Source organism: Sphaerisporangium sp. NBC_01403, from assembly GCF_045040145.1.
In the GTDB taxonomy this organism is placed as follows: Bacteria; Actinomycetota; Actinomycetes; order Streptosporangiales; family Streptosporangiaceae; genus Sphaerisporangium; species Sphaerisporangium viridialbum.
On sequence record NZ_CP109534.1, the window covers coordinates 2,523,129 to 2,539,681 of the forward strand.

The following is a 16,553-nucleotide window of genomic DNA, read 5'->3' on the forward strand; positions in this document are numbered from 1 at the left end:
GCGGTCTGGGCAGGTGGCCAGGGCCGCCGGTGTTCATGTGGCCGCCACGGGGTCATCCGCTGAGCGGTGCACGCGGATGTAGGTGCGGTCGTCGAAACTGGTCGCACCCGGGGCCAGTCCTTTAGTGGAGGGGTGCGCGCCGATGCGTAGGGGGTCGGCGCGCAGGGATGCGCCCAGCTCTTGTTCGGCGGTTCCCGGCGGTAGCTGTCGCAGCGTCGCGGCAACACATTCAGCAGCCAGTGCACCGCCGCTCTGTCCTTGGTAGATGCGTCCGGACTTGTCGGTGGCACCGTCGATGACGGCCGCGCACCAGATACCGTGCTCGTCGCCGATCACCACCAGCCGGTCCTCGCCACGGCCGGTGCTCTTGGGTACCTGCGCCTGTTCGGCGATCATCCATCGGCTCACCGCTCTCCTGCCCCGGCCGAGCCAGTCGGGGGAAGTGCCCGCCGGTGCCCACCATCATCCCCGCCCACCATGCCCCCCAGTCCACTCAGATCTTGGGAGACGGTCATCCACCACGCTGCGCTGATCCACCGAAGCGGCGGTCTCCGGCCGGACTCCGCATGCCGATGTTTGGGTTGTGCGTTGTCGGATGTCGGCGTTGGCCAGCGCCTCGACCTGACCACCACTCACCGTGACTGCCACGAACTGAATCACGGCCGAACAGGTGACAGTTGGTTACGCGAGGTCGCCAGTGCCGCACCCCTGGATGGCATAGGCCCATACGCTTGACGGTGTGAGAGACGGCAAGGCGGAGCGGCGCGACGTGCCGCCGACCCCCGGTGTTCTCGCCCTCTCGCGCGATCCCGCGCCGAAGTGGAGATGGCAGGACACACTGCTGCCCGCGTTCCTCGCCGTCACGCAGGTGCTCGTATCGGCATCGCCGGATATGTCCGCGGCGGTCGCCCAGGTGCTCGCCCCGGACTTCTTCGGGGTGACCCACGGCGCCGCGCGGATCATGCTCGTGACGCTGAGCACCACCCTCGCCTCCGTAGCGCTCGCCCTGCGGCGCGTCGCGCCCGAGTGGGCACTCGGCGGCATCCTTGCGGCAGCCCTGCTTGGTATCGGCACCGGCGGCACCGCCGTGGTATGGCCACTCGCCGCGACCCTGGCGCTGTACTCCCTGGCCGTTCACCGTACGGCCGGGGTCGCCGCCGCCGGAGCCACGGCGACCTCGCTGGTGGCCGCCGTGGTCGCCACAACCACCGAGGCCGTCCCGAGGACCGTCGCGGGGATCACGCTGCTGGTGGCCGGCGCCGCCGCGATGCTCTGGGTGGCGGGCCGGTCGAGGCGGCGCAGACGGGCGGGCCGGTCGGGGGTCGCCGCCTACCGCGCGAGCGCCTCATTGGTGCCGCGTTTCGCGGCGGACGCCGAACGGGAACGGCTCGTCGCGGAGTTGCACGACGTGGCGGCGCACCGGCTCACCGGGATCGTCGTGTCCGCGGCCGCCGCGACGCGCCTCGGGGACTCACGGCTCGCCGCTGAGGCGATCGGTCACGCCGCCGACGCCGGACGCCAGGCCCTGACCGAACTGGACCGCCTCGTCGCCTCAGCCGGTCCCATGCCCCCGAAGAACACCGAGCCCCCGAACCAAAGCACCACCCTGGCCCACACGACGCCGCCGAACCGCACCGGGATCCCAAACCAGACCACGAGCCTGAACCAGACCACGAGCCTGAATCGGACCGCGACGCAGAACCACACCGAGCCTCCGAGCCAGTTCACGAGCTCGAACCACAATGACACCCCTGTCTTGGAGGACATCGACGCGCTGGTCGCCGGACAAGGGCGCCTGGACTACCTGCGCACAGCCGTGACCGCCCCTCCAGAGGTCAGTGCCGTCGCCTACAAGGTGGTGCGCGAGGCACTGACGAACGCGATGCGATACGCCTCGGGCGCGTCACGGGTCCGCGTCGAGAGCACCTACGGAGGGCTTGTCGTCACCGCGACGGACCGAGGCGGTACGGCCGCCGCACCCGGCCTCGGCACGGGAAACGGACTGGCGGGGCTGCGCTCAGCGGTGTCACGCCTCGGCGGGTCCTTCACAGCGGGCCCGACGAAGCACGGCTGGGAAGTACGAGCCCACCTCCCCTGCGCCCCCATCGCCTCCTCCGCCGATTCGACACCGCCTCCGCGCCGTGAGCAGTGGCGGGGGGCGGCGGCGCTCGACGCCGCGCTGGTCGTACTCGCCATCGCGCTGTCCCTCGGCGCGGGGCTTCCGCCGGGCGACGATCCCGACCCCTTCGCCTCGCCGCTACCGGGCTTGCTGCTGACAACGCTGTTCTCTCTGCACGCTCTGCCCCTGTGGTGGCGGAGGAACGCAGCCCGCCGCAGCCTGACCGTCACGCTCGCCACCCTCGTGGTCTGGCTCGGCCTCGACCTGGCCGGCTGGCCCGGACCTCGTATCAGCGACACCTTCCTGTGGTACTGGTGGGTGGAGTTGGCGCTGCTCTACGCGGTCGGCGTCTACCGTACGGGCGCTCGGGGCTGGCCCGCGCCCCTCTCCGTCGCGGGCGTCGGCGGCCTGGTGCTCACCGTCGGCGACGGCATCCACGGCAACCGTCCAGCGGTATGGGCGGTCCTCACCACCGCACTGGCGATCCCCTGTGTCGCTGTGTGGGCGCTCGGCATGTACGTCGCCGCGCGGCGACGGCGGCGCGGCGCGGCCACCGTACGGGATCGCGACCTGCTCGACCGTGACGCCGCCTCGGCGGCATCGGCGGAGCGCAGGCGGATCGCCGACGGGCTGCGCCACACGGCACGGCGGCACGCAGAGAACGTGATCAAGGAAGCCGACGCGGGCCACCTCGACTCCGTACTGGCCGAGGCCAAGGCAGGTCTGGCCGCACTGCGGAAGCTCCTGGCGGAGCTGCGCAGTCTGGACGACGGTGACGACCCGCCTCCCACCGTGGACGGCATCGCCGCCCTGGCGGCCCGGCGGGGTGCCGTGGCCCGTTATGTCGGTACGCGCAGCCCGCTAGCGCCTGCCGTCGAGGTCGCCGCCTACCAGGTCGCCAGGGAACTGCTGACAAGCGCAGACACCGTCACGGTGACATTTCCCGGCGAAGGCGTAACCCTGTCGTCAGGTCCTACGTCCGTCGACCCCTCCCTGGAGCGGCGACTGCGCGCCCTGCTCGACGCATACGACGGTACGCTCATGACCGCCCACGACGGCCCGGTGCGGGTATGGCTGCCAGAGGCATTCGTACCGTGACTCCGAGAACAGCCGTGCCTGTGGTGCATTGACCGCCGGAGGTGTCCCTGTCGTGACCAGGGTGCAGGTTAGGGTGCCCGACTCGTGATCCGTGTGTTGATCGCCGACGATCAGACCGTGGTACGCGCGGGGATCGCGGCCATCGTGGACGCGGAGCTCGACCTTACCGTCGTGGGCCAGGCGGTGGACGGCGAGGCCGCCGTCGCCCTTGCCACCTCACTCCGTCCCGACGTCGTCCTCATGGACATCCGTATGCCGGGCGTCACCGGGCTGGTCGCGACCACCAGGATCAGCGCCGAGATCCCCTCGGTCCGCGTCGTCGTCCTGACGACCTTCGATCTCGACGAGTATGTGTTCGCGGCCCTGCGTGCCGGTGCTGCCGGGTTTCTGCTCAAAGACGCCGACCCCGAGCGGGTGATCGACGCGGTCCGGCTCGTCGCGCGGGGTGACGCCTTGCTGGACCCCTCCGTGACCCGCCGCCTGATCGACCACTTCGCCGCCGGACCCGGCCCGGCCGACACCGACCGGCTCGCCGTGCTCACCCCCCGCGAGACGGAGGTGCTGCGGCAGGTGGCACGCGGCCTGACGAACGTGGAGGTCGCCGCCGTGCTCGGCATCAGTCCCGCGACCGTGAAGGACCATGTCGCGGCGGTTCTCGGGAAGCTCGGCGTACGGGATCGGGTGCAGGCGACGATCGTCGCCTACGAGACCGGCCTCATCCGCCCCGGCGTCCCCTGACACGACCAGCGACCGGCACGAGATACCCACCCCTGCCCACCACGCACCAGCCTGAGCGGGGGGTGCCGCCACCCCGCCACCCCCCCAGCCGCCGCCCTGCCAAGGGTGTCCCGCCAACCCCATCAGAGCGAGCAACCGCCGCACGAGGGTGCCGCCACCCCACTGGCGAGCCGCCGCCCGTGGTCACCGGGTGGACATCCGCCGTGGAGCGGGGTGGGTATCCGCCGTGCGGCGGGGTCGTGAGCTGGGGAATCTCGTTCCGGAGTGCCAAGGAAGGACGTTTGCACGCTTCTAGCGTGACGCGTATGGCATCTACTCTCCCGCGCCGCGCGATCGGTGGCGTTCTTCTTCTCGTCTGCGTCGTGGTGGCTCCGCTCGCCGGTGTCGCCGGCTTTCTCGGCGCTGCAGCCATGACCGCCGCCGTACCGGTGCTCGCGGCCGTCGGGCTGGCGGCGGCGACCAGTGCGGGGTTCCTCCTCGCCTGGCCGGCGTTTCATCTGATCGGGGCGCGCCGGGGCGGCAAGGCCGCGATCCTTCTCGCGGTCGGACTGACGGTCGCGGTCGCCGGGCTGGCGTCCGTCGCCGTCTTCCGGCCCGGACCGTTCCCCGGCCCGGCCTCCACCGCCCCGGGCGTCCGGTACTGGGATCTGCCCACCGGGTCCCGGATCGCGTACGTTCACGCCCCCGCCAACGGCAACGCCAGGCCAACGCCGGTGGTGTTCCTTCACGGTGGTCCAGGCACCCCCGGAGAGGGGATACCCGCGGCCGGTAAGGTCCTGGCGGCGAAAGGCTTCGAGGTGTACGCCTACGACCAGCTCGGTGCGGGACGCTCCACCCGGCTCCCCGACGTTATGGGTTACACCGTCGCCAGGCATGTCGCCGACCTTGAGGCGATCCGCCGTACCATCGGCGCCGACAAGTTGATCATCGTTGGCCAGTCATGGGGCGGGTCGCTTGCGGCCCAGTACCTCGCCGCGTATCCGGAGCACGTGGCCAAGGTCGTCTTCTCCGCACCGGGAGCCCTGTGGCCCGGCGCGCTGCCCGGCGGCGACGGCGAGCCATGGGACCGGCTCACGTCCGCGCAGAAGGAGCGGTACGACGAACTGTCCTCCGCCCCGCGGATGCTCGCGGCGTTCCTCCTCCTCGGCGTCAACCCCCGCGCCGCCCACGCGCTGGTCGGCGACGACGAAGCCGACGCCAGATTCCACGAGTTGGCGCTCGTCGGGAAGGACACCACCTCATGCCCCGGCACGCCGCCGAGGACACCCCACGAGAACCGCCAAGGCTTCTACGTCAACCAGGTCACGAGCGCGGATTTCCAGCAGGTGGCCGATCCTCGTCCCAGGTTGCGGCAGGTTCGCGTTCCCGCCCTGATCATGCGGGGTGAGTGCGACTTCATCAAATGGGAGGCGACGTACGACTACCGGCGTACCCTTCCCGCGTCGACGCTGGTCTACATCAAGGGCGCCGGTCACGCCGTCGCCGCCGACCAGCCCGCCACATACACCGCGCTGCTGGAGTCCTTCCTCCTCGACCGGCCGCTGCCCCTGCCCGCGTACACGTCGCCGACGCCGCCCCGCTAGGCCCCGCCCGTCAGGGCCCGCCGCGCGGTGGCCGCCGCTACCGTCGACCCGAGCCGGCCACCGCAGCAGTCCCCCCCGATGGCGCTACCGCGACGGGTCAGCCCGCGATGGCGGCCACCGCGGAGACAGGCGCTCACCGTCCGGACCGGCACAGCTGGTCGCGGTCACGGCTCGGGACACCGATCATCGAGCTCGCTAGGCGGCGGAAAAGCGGTTGCCGGCGGCGGTGGGATGCCGTAGAACTTGCGCCTGGACCCCCGGCGACCGCGGCGGGGGCGGCGAGACGAGAGGAGGTATGAGCCGTGAACCCCATGATCACCGCGCTTGTGTCCTCCCGGGGTGCGCAGCTCGGCTGAATCCCGGAGCGGACGGGCGCGCCTTCGCAGGAGAGTGCCTTGGCCGCAGTACAGCATGACCTGACCATGCGTCCGATCACCGGACGCGCAGAACTCGACCTGTTCCGCCGGCTGCCCTACGGGCTCAACGACGAGCTCGCCGCCGACCTCGACTCCGGCCGCAGGCATCCCCACTGGATGTGGGTGGCGCTGCGCGGTGACCGCCTGGTCGCCCGGGTCGCGTGGTGGAGCAGATCCGGCGACGCGACGCCGTTCCTGCTCGACGTCTTCGACCTCGCCGACGACCCCGACCGGGTGGACATCGGCGTCCGGTTGCTCACGGCCGCGATGGCCGAGGTCGTCCCGGAGGGCACCCGCCCGCCCGAGTACGGCCGGTACGTCCCGCCGGACTGGCGCGACGACGCGGTGGCCAGGCGAGCAGTCGAGGACCGCGCCGCGGCGGTCGAGCGTACCGGCGCCCGGCTGTTCGTGGAGCGGCTGCGCCTCGAATGGCGGCCGGGAACGCCCGTCCAGGCTCCGAGCGGGCGGCTGGAGTTCCGCCGGGTGCGCGGCCGCGACGAGCTCGTGGCGCTGATGGCCCAGGTCCTCGAAGGAACCCTGGACGCCCACAGCCGCGACGACATGACCAGGATGCCGGCCGAGCAGGCGGCGGCCCAGCAGTACGAGGACGAGCTCATGGGCTATGCGAGCCCGCGAGACTGGTGGCGGATCGCCACGCTGCCGGGCGGCGAGCCCGTGGGCTTCGTCATCCCCGCGCACAATTCCTACAACCCGATCATCGCCTACATCGGAGTCGTGCCGGCCCATCGGGGGAACGGCTACGTCGGCGAGATCCTCGCCGAGGGCACGCGCGTCCTCGCGGCCGAGGACGTCCCCCGGATCAGGGCGTCGACCGACACCGGCAACGTCCCGATGGCCCGGGCGTTCGAGCGGGCCGGCTACGTCAACTTCGAACGCGAACTCAACTTCACCTGGCCCTGACCGAAGCCCCGGGTGGAGCGGCCGCACGCCGCTCCACCCGGCTCGGAATGTGCCTGCTGTTTCGTCGCGAGCCGTGGGATGTTTCGGTGCACGTCGAAATGATGCGGTTCTAACGTCGGAGGCATGAAGCCCTCTTCGGATCACGGTCTCACCGTGACCGGTCATGCCGAGGTGTGCGCCGTCCTGGACGACCCGCGCTTCATCGTTCCGCCGGCTCCCGGCCGCGCCGGGGACGAGGAACCGCCGGGGACCTTGGGATGGCTGCGACGGCATGTGTCGCGGTTCAGTTCCGGGCGTGCGCACGAACGCCGCCGGGCCCTGGTACGGGCTGAGCTGCACCGCGTGCATCCCGGGTCCCTGCGCTCCGCCGCCCGGGACAGGACGGTCGCCGAGCTGGAGCGAGCCGGTGAGGAGCCGCTCGACGTCATGGCGAGGCTGGCTCGCGCGGTCCCCGTCGCCGTCCTCGGGAGCGCGCTCGGCGTGGCGGAAGCCGACCTGGAGGCCCTGGTCAGAGCCGTGACGGCGGTCGCGGCGGCCTACCATCCGGGGGCCGGCGCGGAGCGGGTCGCGCGTGCGGACACCTCGGTGGGGGAGCTGGCCGCCCTGCTGGGGCCCGGTGACCCGGAGATGGTGGCCAACCGGATCGGGCTGCTCGTGCAGGCCTGCGACGCGACGGCCGGGTTGATCGGCAACACCCTCAACGCCGCCCTCCGGCCGCCACCCGCCCTGCGGGCCGAATGGCCGGTCGACGCGTTCGCGGCCGAGACCCTGCGCCTCGACCCTCCCGTGCGGTCGACCCGGCGTACGTCCCGCGAAGGCGCCGAGCTGGGAGGACGGGAGGTCCCGCCCGGCACGCTGGTGGTCCTCGACTTCGCCGCCGCCAACCGGGACCCGCGTGTGTTCCCCGATCCGCACCGATTCGACCCCTCCCGGCCGGGACCCCGGCACCTGACCTTCGGGTACGGGCGGCGTCCGTGCCCGGGCGACGGCCACGGCCTGGCGCTGGCCTGTGGCGTCCTTGAGCCACTGCTGGCGGGCTACGAGCCGGCCGACCGCGAGGTCGCGTACGAGCCGTCGGCCAACCTGCGCATTCCGCTACGACTGGAGGTCCAGCTCCGATGACCGCGATGACGGACCGGTTCGAGCGGTTCCGCGCCCTGCACCACGGGGACCGGCCCCTGTTCCTGCCCAACGCCTGGGACCACGCCTCCGCCGCCGCGCTGGTGGCCAGGGGGTTCACCGCCGTCGGCACCACCAGCCTCGGTGTGGCGGCGGCGGCCGGGAAGCCCGATGGGGAAGCCGTCACCCTGGAGGAGACCGTGCGGCTGGCCCGGGGGCTCTCCCGGCTGCCCGCTCTGATCAGTGTGGACATCGAGGGAGGCTTCAGCGAGGACCCCGGGCGGGTCGCCGAACTGGCGGCCGAACTCGCCGAGGCCGGGGTCGCGGGGGTGAACATCGAGGACGGGCGCGCCGACGGCACCCTGACCGCGCCGGGTCGCCAGTGCGCGCTGATCACGGCGATCAAGGGGGCCGCGCCACGGCTGTTCGTCAACGCCAGGACCGACACCTACTGGCTGAGCGGCGGCGAGCCGCCACCCCTGCGGGTCACCATGGACAGGGCCGAGGCTTACGTGCGGGCGGGGGCCGACGGGGTCTTCGTACCGGGCCTGGACGACGAGCGGGTGATCACCGCGCTGGCCGGCGGGCTGGAGGCTCCGCTGAACATCCTGTTCACGCCGGGCGGCCGCTCCTTCCGGCGGCTCGCGGACCTCGGGGTACGGCGCGTCAGCTGCGGCTCCCTGCTCTTCCGGGCGGCCGTGCACAACGCCGTGGAACTCGCCTGGGCCGTCGAGCACGACGACGTCGCTCTGGCGGGCCTGCCCTCCTACGCCGAGACCCAGGCCCTGGCATCCGCTTTCCACCCCGCACCCCTCGCCTCGGGCCGGCCGTCCTGATCGGGCCTGCCGTCCGAGGTGCCGAAGGCCGGTGTTCGCCAGGCCCGGGCCGTGGTCAGGTCTCGTGGCGGGGGATGCCGGACACCTCGTGGTCGGCATGGAACAGCGCTTCGGCGATCAAGCGGCGCACATGGGCGTCGCGGGCCCGATAAAGGACGCGGCGGCCGTCCCTACGGGCTTCGACCAGCCCGGCCAGGCGCAACTTGGCCAGGTGCTGCGACACCGAGGGCCGTGCGGCGCCGATGGCCCCGGCGAGCGAGGAGACGTCGTACTCGCCCGAGGCGAGCAGCCACATCAGCCGCAACCGTGTGCCGTCGCTGAGCATGCGGAAGGCCTCCACGGCCGTCTCCACCTGGGCGGTAGTCGGTTGCTCCTGCAACGGATGCGCACCTGATTCGTTGTCGCGTGCGTACATGACTACATATAATCCCCGCGAGGGTCAACGTCCGCAAGCGAGGAAGCCCATGTCCGAACAGAAGCGGTCCGATTCGACGTCCCCTGACGAACCCCACGGTCACGGCCATGGTCATGAGGATGCTCATGGGCACGGTCACGGGGAGCCGGTCAGGCGGGGCAAGGCCGGGGGGTTGGCCGCGCGCGTGGCGCACGTCCTCACCCCGCACAGTCATGACAGCGCCGGCAAGACCGACACGGCGCTGGAGTCCAGCAGCCGGGGGATGCGGGTGCTCGGCCTGTCCTTCGTGGTGCTGGTCGTCACCGCCGTCGCCCAGGCGGTGGTCGTCACCTTCTCCGGATCGGTCGCCCTGCTGGGCGACACGCTGCACAACTTCGCCGACGCCCTCACCGCCGTCCCGCTGGCCATCGCCTTCTGGGTCGGGCGGCGCGCCGCGAACCGCCGCTTCACCTACGGGTACGGCAAGGCGGAGGACCTCGCGGGGCTGCTCATCGTGGGCATCATCACCGCCTCCGCGGCATTCGCCGGGTACGAGGCGGTCCAACGGCTGATCACCCCGAAGGACGTCCACGCGCTGGGCTGGGTGGCCGCGGCCGGGCTCATCGGGTTCGCGGGGAACGAGTGGGTGGCCCGCTACCGGATCAGAGTCGGCCGCGAGATCGGCTCGGCCGCTCTGGTGGCCGATGGCCTGCACGCCCGTACCGACGGGTTCACCTCCCTGGCCGTGCTCCTCGGAGCCGGTGGGGCGGCGCTCGGCTTCCCGCTCGCCGACCCGCTCGTCGGCCTGCTGATCACGGTGGCGATCTGCCTGGTGCTGCGCGACGCCGCCCGGGAGATCTACCACCGGCTGATGGACGCGGTCGACCCCGCCCTGCTGGACCAGGCCGAGCGGGTCCTCGCCGCCACCCCCGGAGTGCGGGCGGTGGGCTCGGTGCGGATGCGCTGGGTGGGCCATGTCCTGCGTGCCGAGGTCGAGATCGCGGTCGGCCACCGCCTGTCCCTCATCGAGGCTCACGCGGTGGCCGTCGAGGCCGAGCACCGGCTCATCCACCAGGTGGCCCGCCTGCGCGCGGCCACCGTGCACGCCGACCCCGACGGCCCGAGCGACGCTGACCACCACGCCTCCCTGAGCGACCACCGCGAGCCCAGCCCAGCCTGATCCACCGGCCCCATGCCTGTTGGACGTCCGGGTCGGGGATCAAACGGCGTTGCGCTGGGCCGGGCTCGTCCTGTGGCTGTGATCCATGATCTTTTTGTATGCTTGTCCTGTGCACCGTTCGTCATGTCCGAGCTGGTGGCGCTCCTCGTAGGAGCGGCCACCTCTTCGACATGACCGGGCCGTTCGGATGGACGGCCCTTCGTGTTCTCCCTGGATGAAGCGGGCCAGGCCGTCCCCGGCGGCGTATCCCTCTCTCACCGTCACAGGAGAACCACCATGAACGCCGTGTCCACCACCGAGGTCGCCGGAGCGTCCGGCGGCCGGGACCTGCTCGGGATGTCCGCGGCCCGGCGCCGCAGCGCCGAGCTCGAAGCGATGATCCGCGAGGAGCCCGGGCGCTTCCGCGTGCTGACCGGTGACCGTCCCACGGGCCGGCTGCACCTCGGGCACTACTTCGGCACCCTCCACAACCGGGTCCGTCTGCAGGACCTCGGGGCCGAGATGTTCGTGATCATCGCCGACTACCAGGTGCTGACCGACCGCGACGTCGCCGACCAGGTGAGTGATCATGTCGAGAGCCTGGTGCTGGACCACCTGGCCATCGGCATGGACCCGGACCGCACCACGATCTTCGCCCACAGCGCGGTCCCGGCCCTCAACCAGTTGCTGTTGCCCTTCCTCAGCCTTGTGACCGTCGCCGAGCTGGGCCGCAACCCCACCGTGAAGGACGAGATCGCCCACTCCCGACAGGCGTCGGTGAGCGGCCTGATGTTCACCTACCCCGCCCACCAGGCCGCCGACATCCTGTTCTGCAAGGCCAACCTGGTGCCGGTCGGCCAGGACCAGCTCCCCCATCTTGAGGTGACCCGCACCATCGCCCGGCGCTTCAACGACCGCTACGGCACGGGCGGCCCCGCGGTGTTCCCCGAGCCGGACGCGCTGCTGTCGGCCGCGCCGCTGCTCCTCGGCACCGACGGCGGCAAGATGAGCAAGAGCCGGGGCAACGCCATCGCCCTGGCGGCGACGGCGGACGAGACCGCCGCGCTGATCCGCGGCGCCAAGACCGACGCCGAACGGCGCATCACCTACGACCCCGCCACCCGGCCCGAGGTGTCCAACCTCGTCCTGCTGGCCGCCCTCTGCCAGGGACGGGATCCGCACCGCGTCGCCGAGGAGGTCGGCGCCGGGGGAGCGGCCGTACTGAAGAGGACCGTCACGGAGGCGGTCAACGAGTACCTGGCCCCGATCAGGGCTCGCCGCGCCGAGCTGGCGCGGGACCGCTCCCACATCCGCCGGGTCCTGCGCGCGGGCAACGAGCGCGCGAACGTCGTCGCCGAGGCGACCCTGGCGGAGGTGCGGGTGGCCATGAACGGTCTCTACTGAGGTTCAGGCGCCGCCGGCCCGCCAGGGGGCCAGCAGGGCGCCGAGCTCGCGGCGCAGCCAGCTCTCCAGCGGCTCCTCCCGGTGGATCGCCCAGGTGATCAGCGCGCCGTTGTAGGTGGTCTGCACCGAGCGGGCGAGCTGGGTGAGGTCCACCGGCCGCAGCTCGCCGGCGTCCACGGCCCTGCCGAGCAGGGCCTGGATCTCCTCCAGCATCGCCCGCGCGTGCCTTCGCGCCTGGGCGTGGAACTCCGGATCGCTGAGATCCTGGTGCAGGACGGCGAGGTGGTTGGAGAAGGCCACGGGGTCGGCCACGGGTGCGGACAGCCCGACCAGGTTCGTGACCAGCGAGTCCAGGGCGGAGACCCCTTCGTCGCGGGTCTCGCGCAGCCGCTCGCGGACGAGCCCCGCGTCGTCCTGGTGGAGGCTGAGCATCAGGGCGCGCTTGGAGCCGAAGCGCTGCACCAGGGTCGCAGGGGCGATGCCCGCCTCCTCGGCGACGGTGGCGAGTGTCAGCCTCGCGGGGCCGACCCGGCCGACGACGCGCGAGACGGCCGCGAGGATCTCCTCGTCGCTGATCGTCCGGGGCCGTGGCATCGAGCAGCAGAGTAGCAATGTGAACGATCGAACGGTTACTTACCCGCCATTCGCTTCCCGGGGGAGGTACAGGCATCGTCGACCAAGGTGCGGGCATGGGAGGGTAAAACCTCTATTTCCTACGTATTGAGTAGGTATAATGCACGCTGATGTCGACTGTGCCGAGGAGATCGGATGGCCCTACCGGATTTCCTGGTGATCGGAGCGCCCAAGACGGGGACGACCGCCCTGCACGCCGCGCTCGCACGACACCCCTCCTTGTTCATGTCCGCGGTCAAGGAGCCCAAGTTCTTCCTCAGCGACGGGCCCCCGCCGGCACGGGGCGGTCCCGGCGACGCGCTGACCTTCAAGGAGCACGTCTGGCGCCGGGCGGAGTACGAGGCGCTGTTCGACGACGCGCCTCCGGGAACGCTGAAAGGCGAGTCCACACCGTTCTACCTGTACGACCGCGACGCCCAGCGCCGCATCCACGCGCTGCTCCCGCACGCCAAGCTGATCGTCATCCTGCGTGACCCGGTCGAGCGCGCGCATTCGAACTGGACGCACCTGTGGTCGGCGGGGCTCGAACCCGTCGGCGACGTCGTCCGCGCCTGCGCGGAGGAGGCGCGCCGCGTCGCCGCGGGCTGGTCGGCCTTCTGGCACTACGTCGGCCTCGGCCGGTACGGCGAGCAGCTGCAGCACCTTTTCGGGCTGTTCCCCCGGGAGAACGTCCTGCTGTTCCGCTACCGTGAGCTGGTCGACGATCCCGTGGCCACGCTCGATCGCATCTGCGCGTTCCTCGGCGTGGAGAAGGGCCTGATCACCGAGGTGCCTCGCGAGAACGTCACGGCGCATCCCGATCCGACGCTGCGCCATCAGGCGCTGTCACGCGTGCTCCGGGTGGGCGCGACGGTGGGACGCCACCTGCCGGGCTCGCTGGCCGCGCGCCTGACCGAGCCCCTCGAAAAGGCGCTCCAGGACCAGGGCCGCCCGCGCCGCCCGCTGAGCTGGGAGGAGCGTCAGGCCCTCATCCCGAGGTTCGAGGACGACGTCACCCTGCTGGAGCGGGTGACCGGGGAGGTCTTCGGCGACTGGCTCGGACCCCGCGACAAGTCGGGCGGGCTGATGGGGGACAGGCCCGCCGGTCAACGGCAGGCCAGGAACGGCCGCCCGCGCCTCCCCTGAACGGGCGCGGCCCCGTGGACGGTGGCGCGGGCCGCGGCCCGCGCCACCCGGTCAGCGGAGTTCGGTGCGGAGTTCGTGCGCGCCGTCCTGCCTGGTGAGCTCGTAGTAGACGCGCTGCCCGCCGCCGGGCAGGTCGAGGATGTCCAGGTAGCGCAGCCCCCCGTACGGTGACTGGGCGACCGGCTCGGTGCCGACGGGAGTCAGGGTGGAGAACTCGGCCCCGGCGGCGAGCCCGGTGCGCTCCTCGTAGTTCTCGGCGGCGCTGGCCCGCCCGTCGTAGGTGGCGAGGATCGTGCCGCCGGTGCGGACCACCGCTGTGACCCGGGCGCCGCGCGAGTCCCAGCAGCCCGACCGCCCGCTGAGGGCGGTGCCCTGCCAGGTCCACTCGAGGCCGTCGGGGCTGGTGGCGTAGTCGGTGACCATCTGGTCCTCCTCGCCCGCGTCCGCCAGCGGGTGGCAGGAGGCCCACAGGTGCCAGAGGCCGTCGTGGTGCACGATCACGGGGTCCTTCACCCCGGTCTTCGGGTCGCCGGGCAGCACGACCTCGCGCCGCGTGGCGTCGAACCGCGAGGGGTCGTCGGCTTCGAGCACCTCGACCCGCCAGTGCTTGGTGTTGTAGGTGGCGCAGCTGATGTACAGCCGCCAGGTGCCCTCGGGGGTGCGCACGAGGGCGGGCCGCTCAAGGGACTCGGTGTCGACCTCCTCGCGGCCCAGCGTGTAGATCGTCTCGAAGCGCTCGCCGTCGAGGGAGCGCGCGACGACGATGGCGTAGCCGCGTCCCTCGCCGACCGGCCGGCGGAGGCGGTAGGCGAGGTAGATCACACCGTCGCTGAGCACGGAGCTCGGCGCGCCCGCCCAGTGGCCCGGCGCGTCTTCCGGGGGTGCCACGACCAGCACCGAGCGGTCCGGCTGGAGCGGCGGCATGGCGACCTGGAAGTCGTTCTCTTTCATCGGCACGTCGAAACAATAGACAACAATGAGCCACGATGCCGAAAGACCGGCCGGTCGGAGGCCGTTCGGCCCCCCTAACCTGACCCCCTTCCCCTTGGGGCGCGGTGCGAAGGGGTCAGGAGATGACCGTGCCGACGAGGTGGCCGATCCCGTACGTGACGGCGGCGGCCGCCGCGCCGAGCAGCAGCTGCCTGGCGCCGCCGAACACCGAGGACCTGCGGGTGAGCCGGGCGACGAGCGCTCCGGTGCCGAACAGCCCGGCGGCCGTCAGCGCCGCCGCCGCTACCACCGAGCCGAAGCCGAGCAGGAACGGCAGCAGCGGGATGAGCGCTCCCAGCGCGAAGGCCAGGAAGGACGACCCGGCCGCCACCCACGGCGAGGGCAGGTCGTCGGGGTCGACGCCGAGCTCCTCGCGGGCGTGGACCCGCCAGGCGACATCGTCGTGGGCGTGCAGCTGGCGGGCCACCTCGCCGGCCAGCTCCGGCGTCAGGCCGCGGGACTCGTACAGCAGGGCAAGCTCCCGCTCCTCGGCCTCGGGGTTCCTGGCGATCTCCCGGCGCTCGACCGCGATCTCGGCCAGGGTCATCTCGGTCTGCGAGCGTACGGAGGTGTACTCGCCGGTGGCCATGGAGAAGGCTCCGGCGGCCAGCCCCGCCAGCCCGGTGATCGCGACTGCCGGGGTGCTCGCGCCGCTGCCCACCACACCCGCGATCAGCGAGGCGTTGGAGACCAGCCCGTCCATGACGCCGAACACCGCCGGCCGCAGCCAGCCGCCGGTCACGTCCCTGTGGTTGTGGTGCACCTCGGCGGCGTGCACGGAAACGGAGGTCATCGGGGGTTCCTTTCAGGCCGGGGCCGCCCTGCCCGCTGCGGCCCGGCGGCGTCCGTGCCGGTTTTCAACTGTTACGGCCATGCGCCCGTGGCCGGGACCACGTCACGATCGCCTGACGTCGACGACGACGCTGATGACGAAGAAGCCGGCCAGCAGCACCCCGCCGAGCACGGCGGCGGCCGTGCCGCTGAGCCCGGCCAGCAGCAGCGCGGCCAGCGCCAACGCCAGGGCCGAGACCACCGCGACCGCGATCTTCCAGTCGTCGCCGATGATGAAGTCATACCAGAACCGTGCAAATGCCTTGAGGAACCTCATTGGGCGGCCTCCAGCTTGAGACGGGGAAGCGCCAGGACGAGCGCGCGCGAGACCAGCAGCCAGCAGGCGACCAGGACGGGGATGGCCCACTCGCCGCCCGGCCAGGCCAGGCTCTCGCCTTCGGTGAACACGCCGAGCCCCTCGACGGCCCAGAACGTGCCGAAGCCGGCCAGCAGCAGGCCCACGCCGTACTTCAGGGTGTTCTCGGGGATCATCGCCAACGGCCGGTGAAGGACGGCACCGGCGATCAGCACCAGGACCCCGGCGACCGCCGCGCCGCCCACCGCCGCCCCCATGTTCGCGGCGCCGGTGCCGAAGGTGATCACGATGAAGACGACCTCGACGCCTTCGAGGAAGACCCCCTTGAACGACACCACGAAGGCGAAGGCGTCGACGCCGAAGCGGCTGTCCGCGGCCGCCCGCCGCGCCGCGGCGGTCTGCGCGGCGAACTCCTCGGCCTCGTCGTGCCTGGCCTTCAGGCCCGAGGAGCGCAGCACGGCCTTGCGCAGCCACTGGAGGCCGAAGATGAGAAGCAGGGTGCCGACGACGAGCTGCAGGACGGCGGGGGGAAGCCACGTGCTCAGGGCGTACCCGGCGGCGGCGGTGAAGGCGGCGAGGGCCACGAGCGCGGCGGCGGTGCCCGCCAGCGCCGATCGCCACCCCCGGGTGACGCCCATGGCCAGGACGATGGTTAGGGCCTCGACGAACTCCACGAACGAGGCCGTGAAGGTGGAGGCCGTCAGGCCCCATGTCGCGCCCGGCACCTGGACTCCCGGAATGTAGCAGCTGTTTTTTATAGCAAGTGTTTCTCCCGCCAAGGTAATCGGGCGAATCGGGTGTGTCAAAGGAAGTCGGGCCTTATTCGGCCGCCCTCCCCGCCGTGTCGGCGGACCTCACGACGCTGGGCGAC

At 71.8% G+C, this 16,553-nt stretch carries 16 protein-coding genes; 9 read left to right on the forward strand and 7 right to left on the reverse strand.

All coding sequences use genetic code 11. The features are described from left to right. Positions 1–33: 33 nt before the first annotated feature. The gene (locus tag OG589_RS11220; RefSeq protein WP_405148469.1) at positions 34–396 is read right to left on the reverse strand and encodes a hypothetical protein; all 363 of its coding nucleotides are present in this window, start codon (positions 394–396) and stop codon (positions 34–36) included. A 343-nt stretch (positions 397–739) separates the two neighbouring features. On the opposite strand from OG589_RS11220, the gene OG589_RS11225 reads away from it, so the two are divergent. The 6 genes from OG589_RS11225 (at position 740) to OG589_RS11250 (ending at position 8,830) form a co-directional block, all read left to right on the forward strand. Next, positions 740–3,217: a histidine kinase gene (locus OG589_RS11225; RefSeq protein ID WP_405148470.1), complete on the forward strand. Its 2,478-nt coding sequence runs from the start codon at positions 740–742 to the stop codon at positions 3,215–3,217. 84 nt (positions 3,218–3,301) lie between these two features. Next, the gene (locus OG589_RS11230) at positions 3,302–3,955 is read left to right on the forward strand and encodes a response regulator (protein ID WP_405148472.1); all 654 of its coding nucleotides are present in this window, start codon (positions 3,302–3,304) and stop codon (positions 3,953–3,955) included. 305 nt (positions 3,956–4,260) lie between these two features. Next, positions 4,261–5,538, forward strand: a complete 1,278-nt coding sequence (locus OG589_RS11235) for an alpha/beta hydrolase (protein WP_405148474.1) — start codon at positions 4,261–4,263, stop codon at positions 5,536–5,538. Positions 5,539–5,933: 395 nt separating this feature from the next. After that, a complete protein-coding gene (locus OG589_RS11240) occupies positions 5,934–6,875 on the forward strand; it encodes a GNAT family N-acetyltransferase (protein WP_405148476.1) in 942 nt (313 codons plus the stop codon). A gap of 123 nt (positions 6,876–6,998) precedes the next feature. Continuing rightward, positions 6,999–7,997 (forward strand): cytochrome P450, encoded by a 999-nt coding sequence (locus tag OG589_RS11245; RefSeq protein WP_405148477.1) that lies wholly within the window; start codon positions 6,999–7,001, stop codon positions 7,995–7,997. Beyond that, entirely contained in the window at positions 7,994–8,830 is an 837-nt protein-coding gene (locus tag OG589_RS11250) for an isocitrate lyase/phosphoenolpyruvate mutase family protein (protein ID WP_405148478.1), read from the forward strand. Before OG589_RS11245 ends, OG589_RS11250 begins: the two co-directional genes overlap by 4 nt. 55 nt (positions 8,831–8,885) lie before the next feature. On the opposite strand, the gene OG589_RS11255 is transcribed toward OG589_RS11250, so the two are convergent. Next, complete coding sequence (locus OG589_RS11255) at positions 8,886–9,245, reverse strand: ArsR/SmtB family transcription factor (RefSeq protein WP_405148479.1); 360 nt, start codon at positions 9,243–9,245, stop codon at positions 8,886–8,888. A 172-nt stretch (positions 9,246–9,417) separates the two neighbouring features. Between OG589_RS11255 and OG589_RS11260 the strand changes: the two genes are divergently transcribed. After that, positions 9,418–10,404 (forward strand): cation diffusion facilitator family transporter, encoded by a 987-nt coding sequence (locus tag OG589_RS11260; RefSeq protein WP_405148481.1) that lies wholly within the window; start codon positions 9,418–9,420, stop codon positions 10,402–10,404. A gap of 276 nt (positions 10,405–10,680) precedes the next feature. Further along, positions 10,681–11,787, forward strand: a complete 1,107-nt coding sequence (gene trpS / locus OG589_RS11265; RefSeq protein ID WP_405148482.1) for a tryptophan--tRNA ligase — start codon at positions 10,681–10,683, stop codon at positions 11,785–11,787. A gap of 3 nt (positions 11,788–11,790) precedes the next feature. Here trpS and OG589_RS11270 read toward each other — a convergent pair whose 3' ends face one another. After that, positions 11,791–12,381 (reverse strand): TetR/AcrR family transcriptional regulator, encoded by a 591-nt coding sequence (locus tag OG589_RS11270; protein ID WP_405148483.1) that lies wholly within the window; start codon positions 12,379–12,381, stop codon positions 11,791–11,793. 174 nt (positions 12,382–12,555) lie between these two features. Here OG589_RS11270 and OG589_RS11275 point away from each other — a divergent pair, with 174 nt between their 5' ends. Continuing rightward, positions 12,556–13,545 (forward strand): sulfotransferase family protein, encoded by a 990-nt coding sequence (locus tag OG589_RS11275; protein ID WP_405148484.1) that lies wholly within the window; start codon positions 12,556–12,558, stop codon positions 13,543–13,545. Between the two features lie 51 nt (positions 13,546–13,596). On the opposite strand, the gene OG589_RS11280 is transcribed toward OG589_RS11275, so the two are convergent. From OG589_RS11280 to OG589_RS11295, 4 genes are all read right to left on the reverse strand, one after another. Continuing rightward, the gene (locus OG589_RS11280; RefSeq protein WP_405152012.1) at positions 13,597–14,496 is read right to left on the reverse strand and encodes a hypothetical protein; all 900 of its coding nucleotides are present in this window, start codon (positions 14,494–14,496) and stop codon (positions 13,597–13,599) included. Between the two features lie 115 nt (positions 14,497–14,611). Further along, the gene (locus OG589_RS11285; RefSeq protein WP_405148485.1) at positions 14,612–15,328 is read right to left on the reverse strand and encodes a VIT1/CCC1 transporter family protein; all 717 of its coding nucleotides are present in this window, start codon (positions 15,326–15,328) and stop codon (positions 14,612–14,614) included. Between the two features lie 102 nt (positions 15,329–15,430). Continuing rightward, on the reverse strand, positions 15,431–15,643 hold the full coding sequence (locus OG589_RS11290; protein ID WP_405148487.1) for a hypothetical protein: 213 nt from the start codon (positions 15,641–15,643) through the stop codon (positions 15,431–15,433). Beyond that, positions 15,640–16,407 carry a COG4280 domain-containing protein gene (locus tag OG589_RS11295; protein ID WP_405148488.1) on the reverse strand — a complete coding sequence of 256 codons (768 nt, stop codon included), beginning with the start codon at positions 16,405–16,407 and terminating at the stop codon, positions 15,640–15,642. The genes OG589_RS11290 and OG589_RS11295 overlap by 4 nt, the downstream gene beginning before the upstream one ends. Between the last annotated feature and the right edge of the window lie 146 nt (positions 16,408–16,553).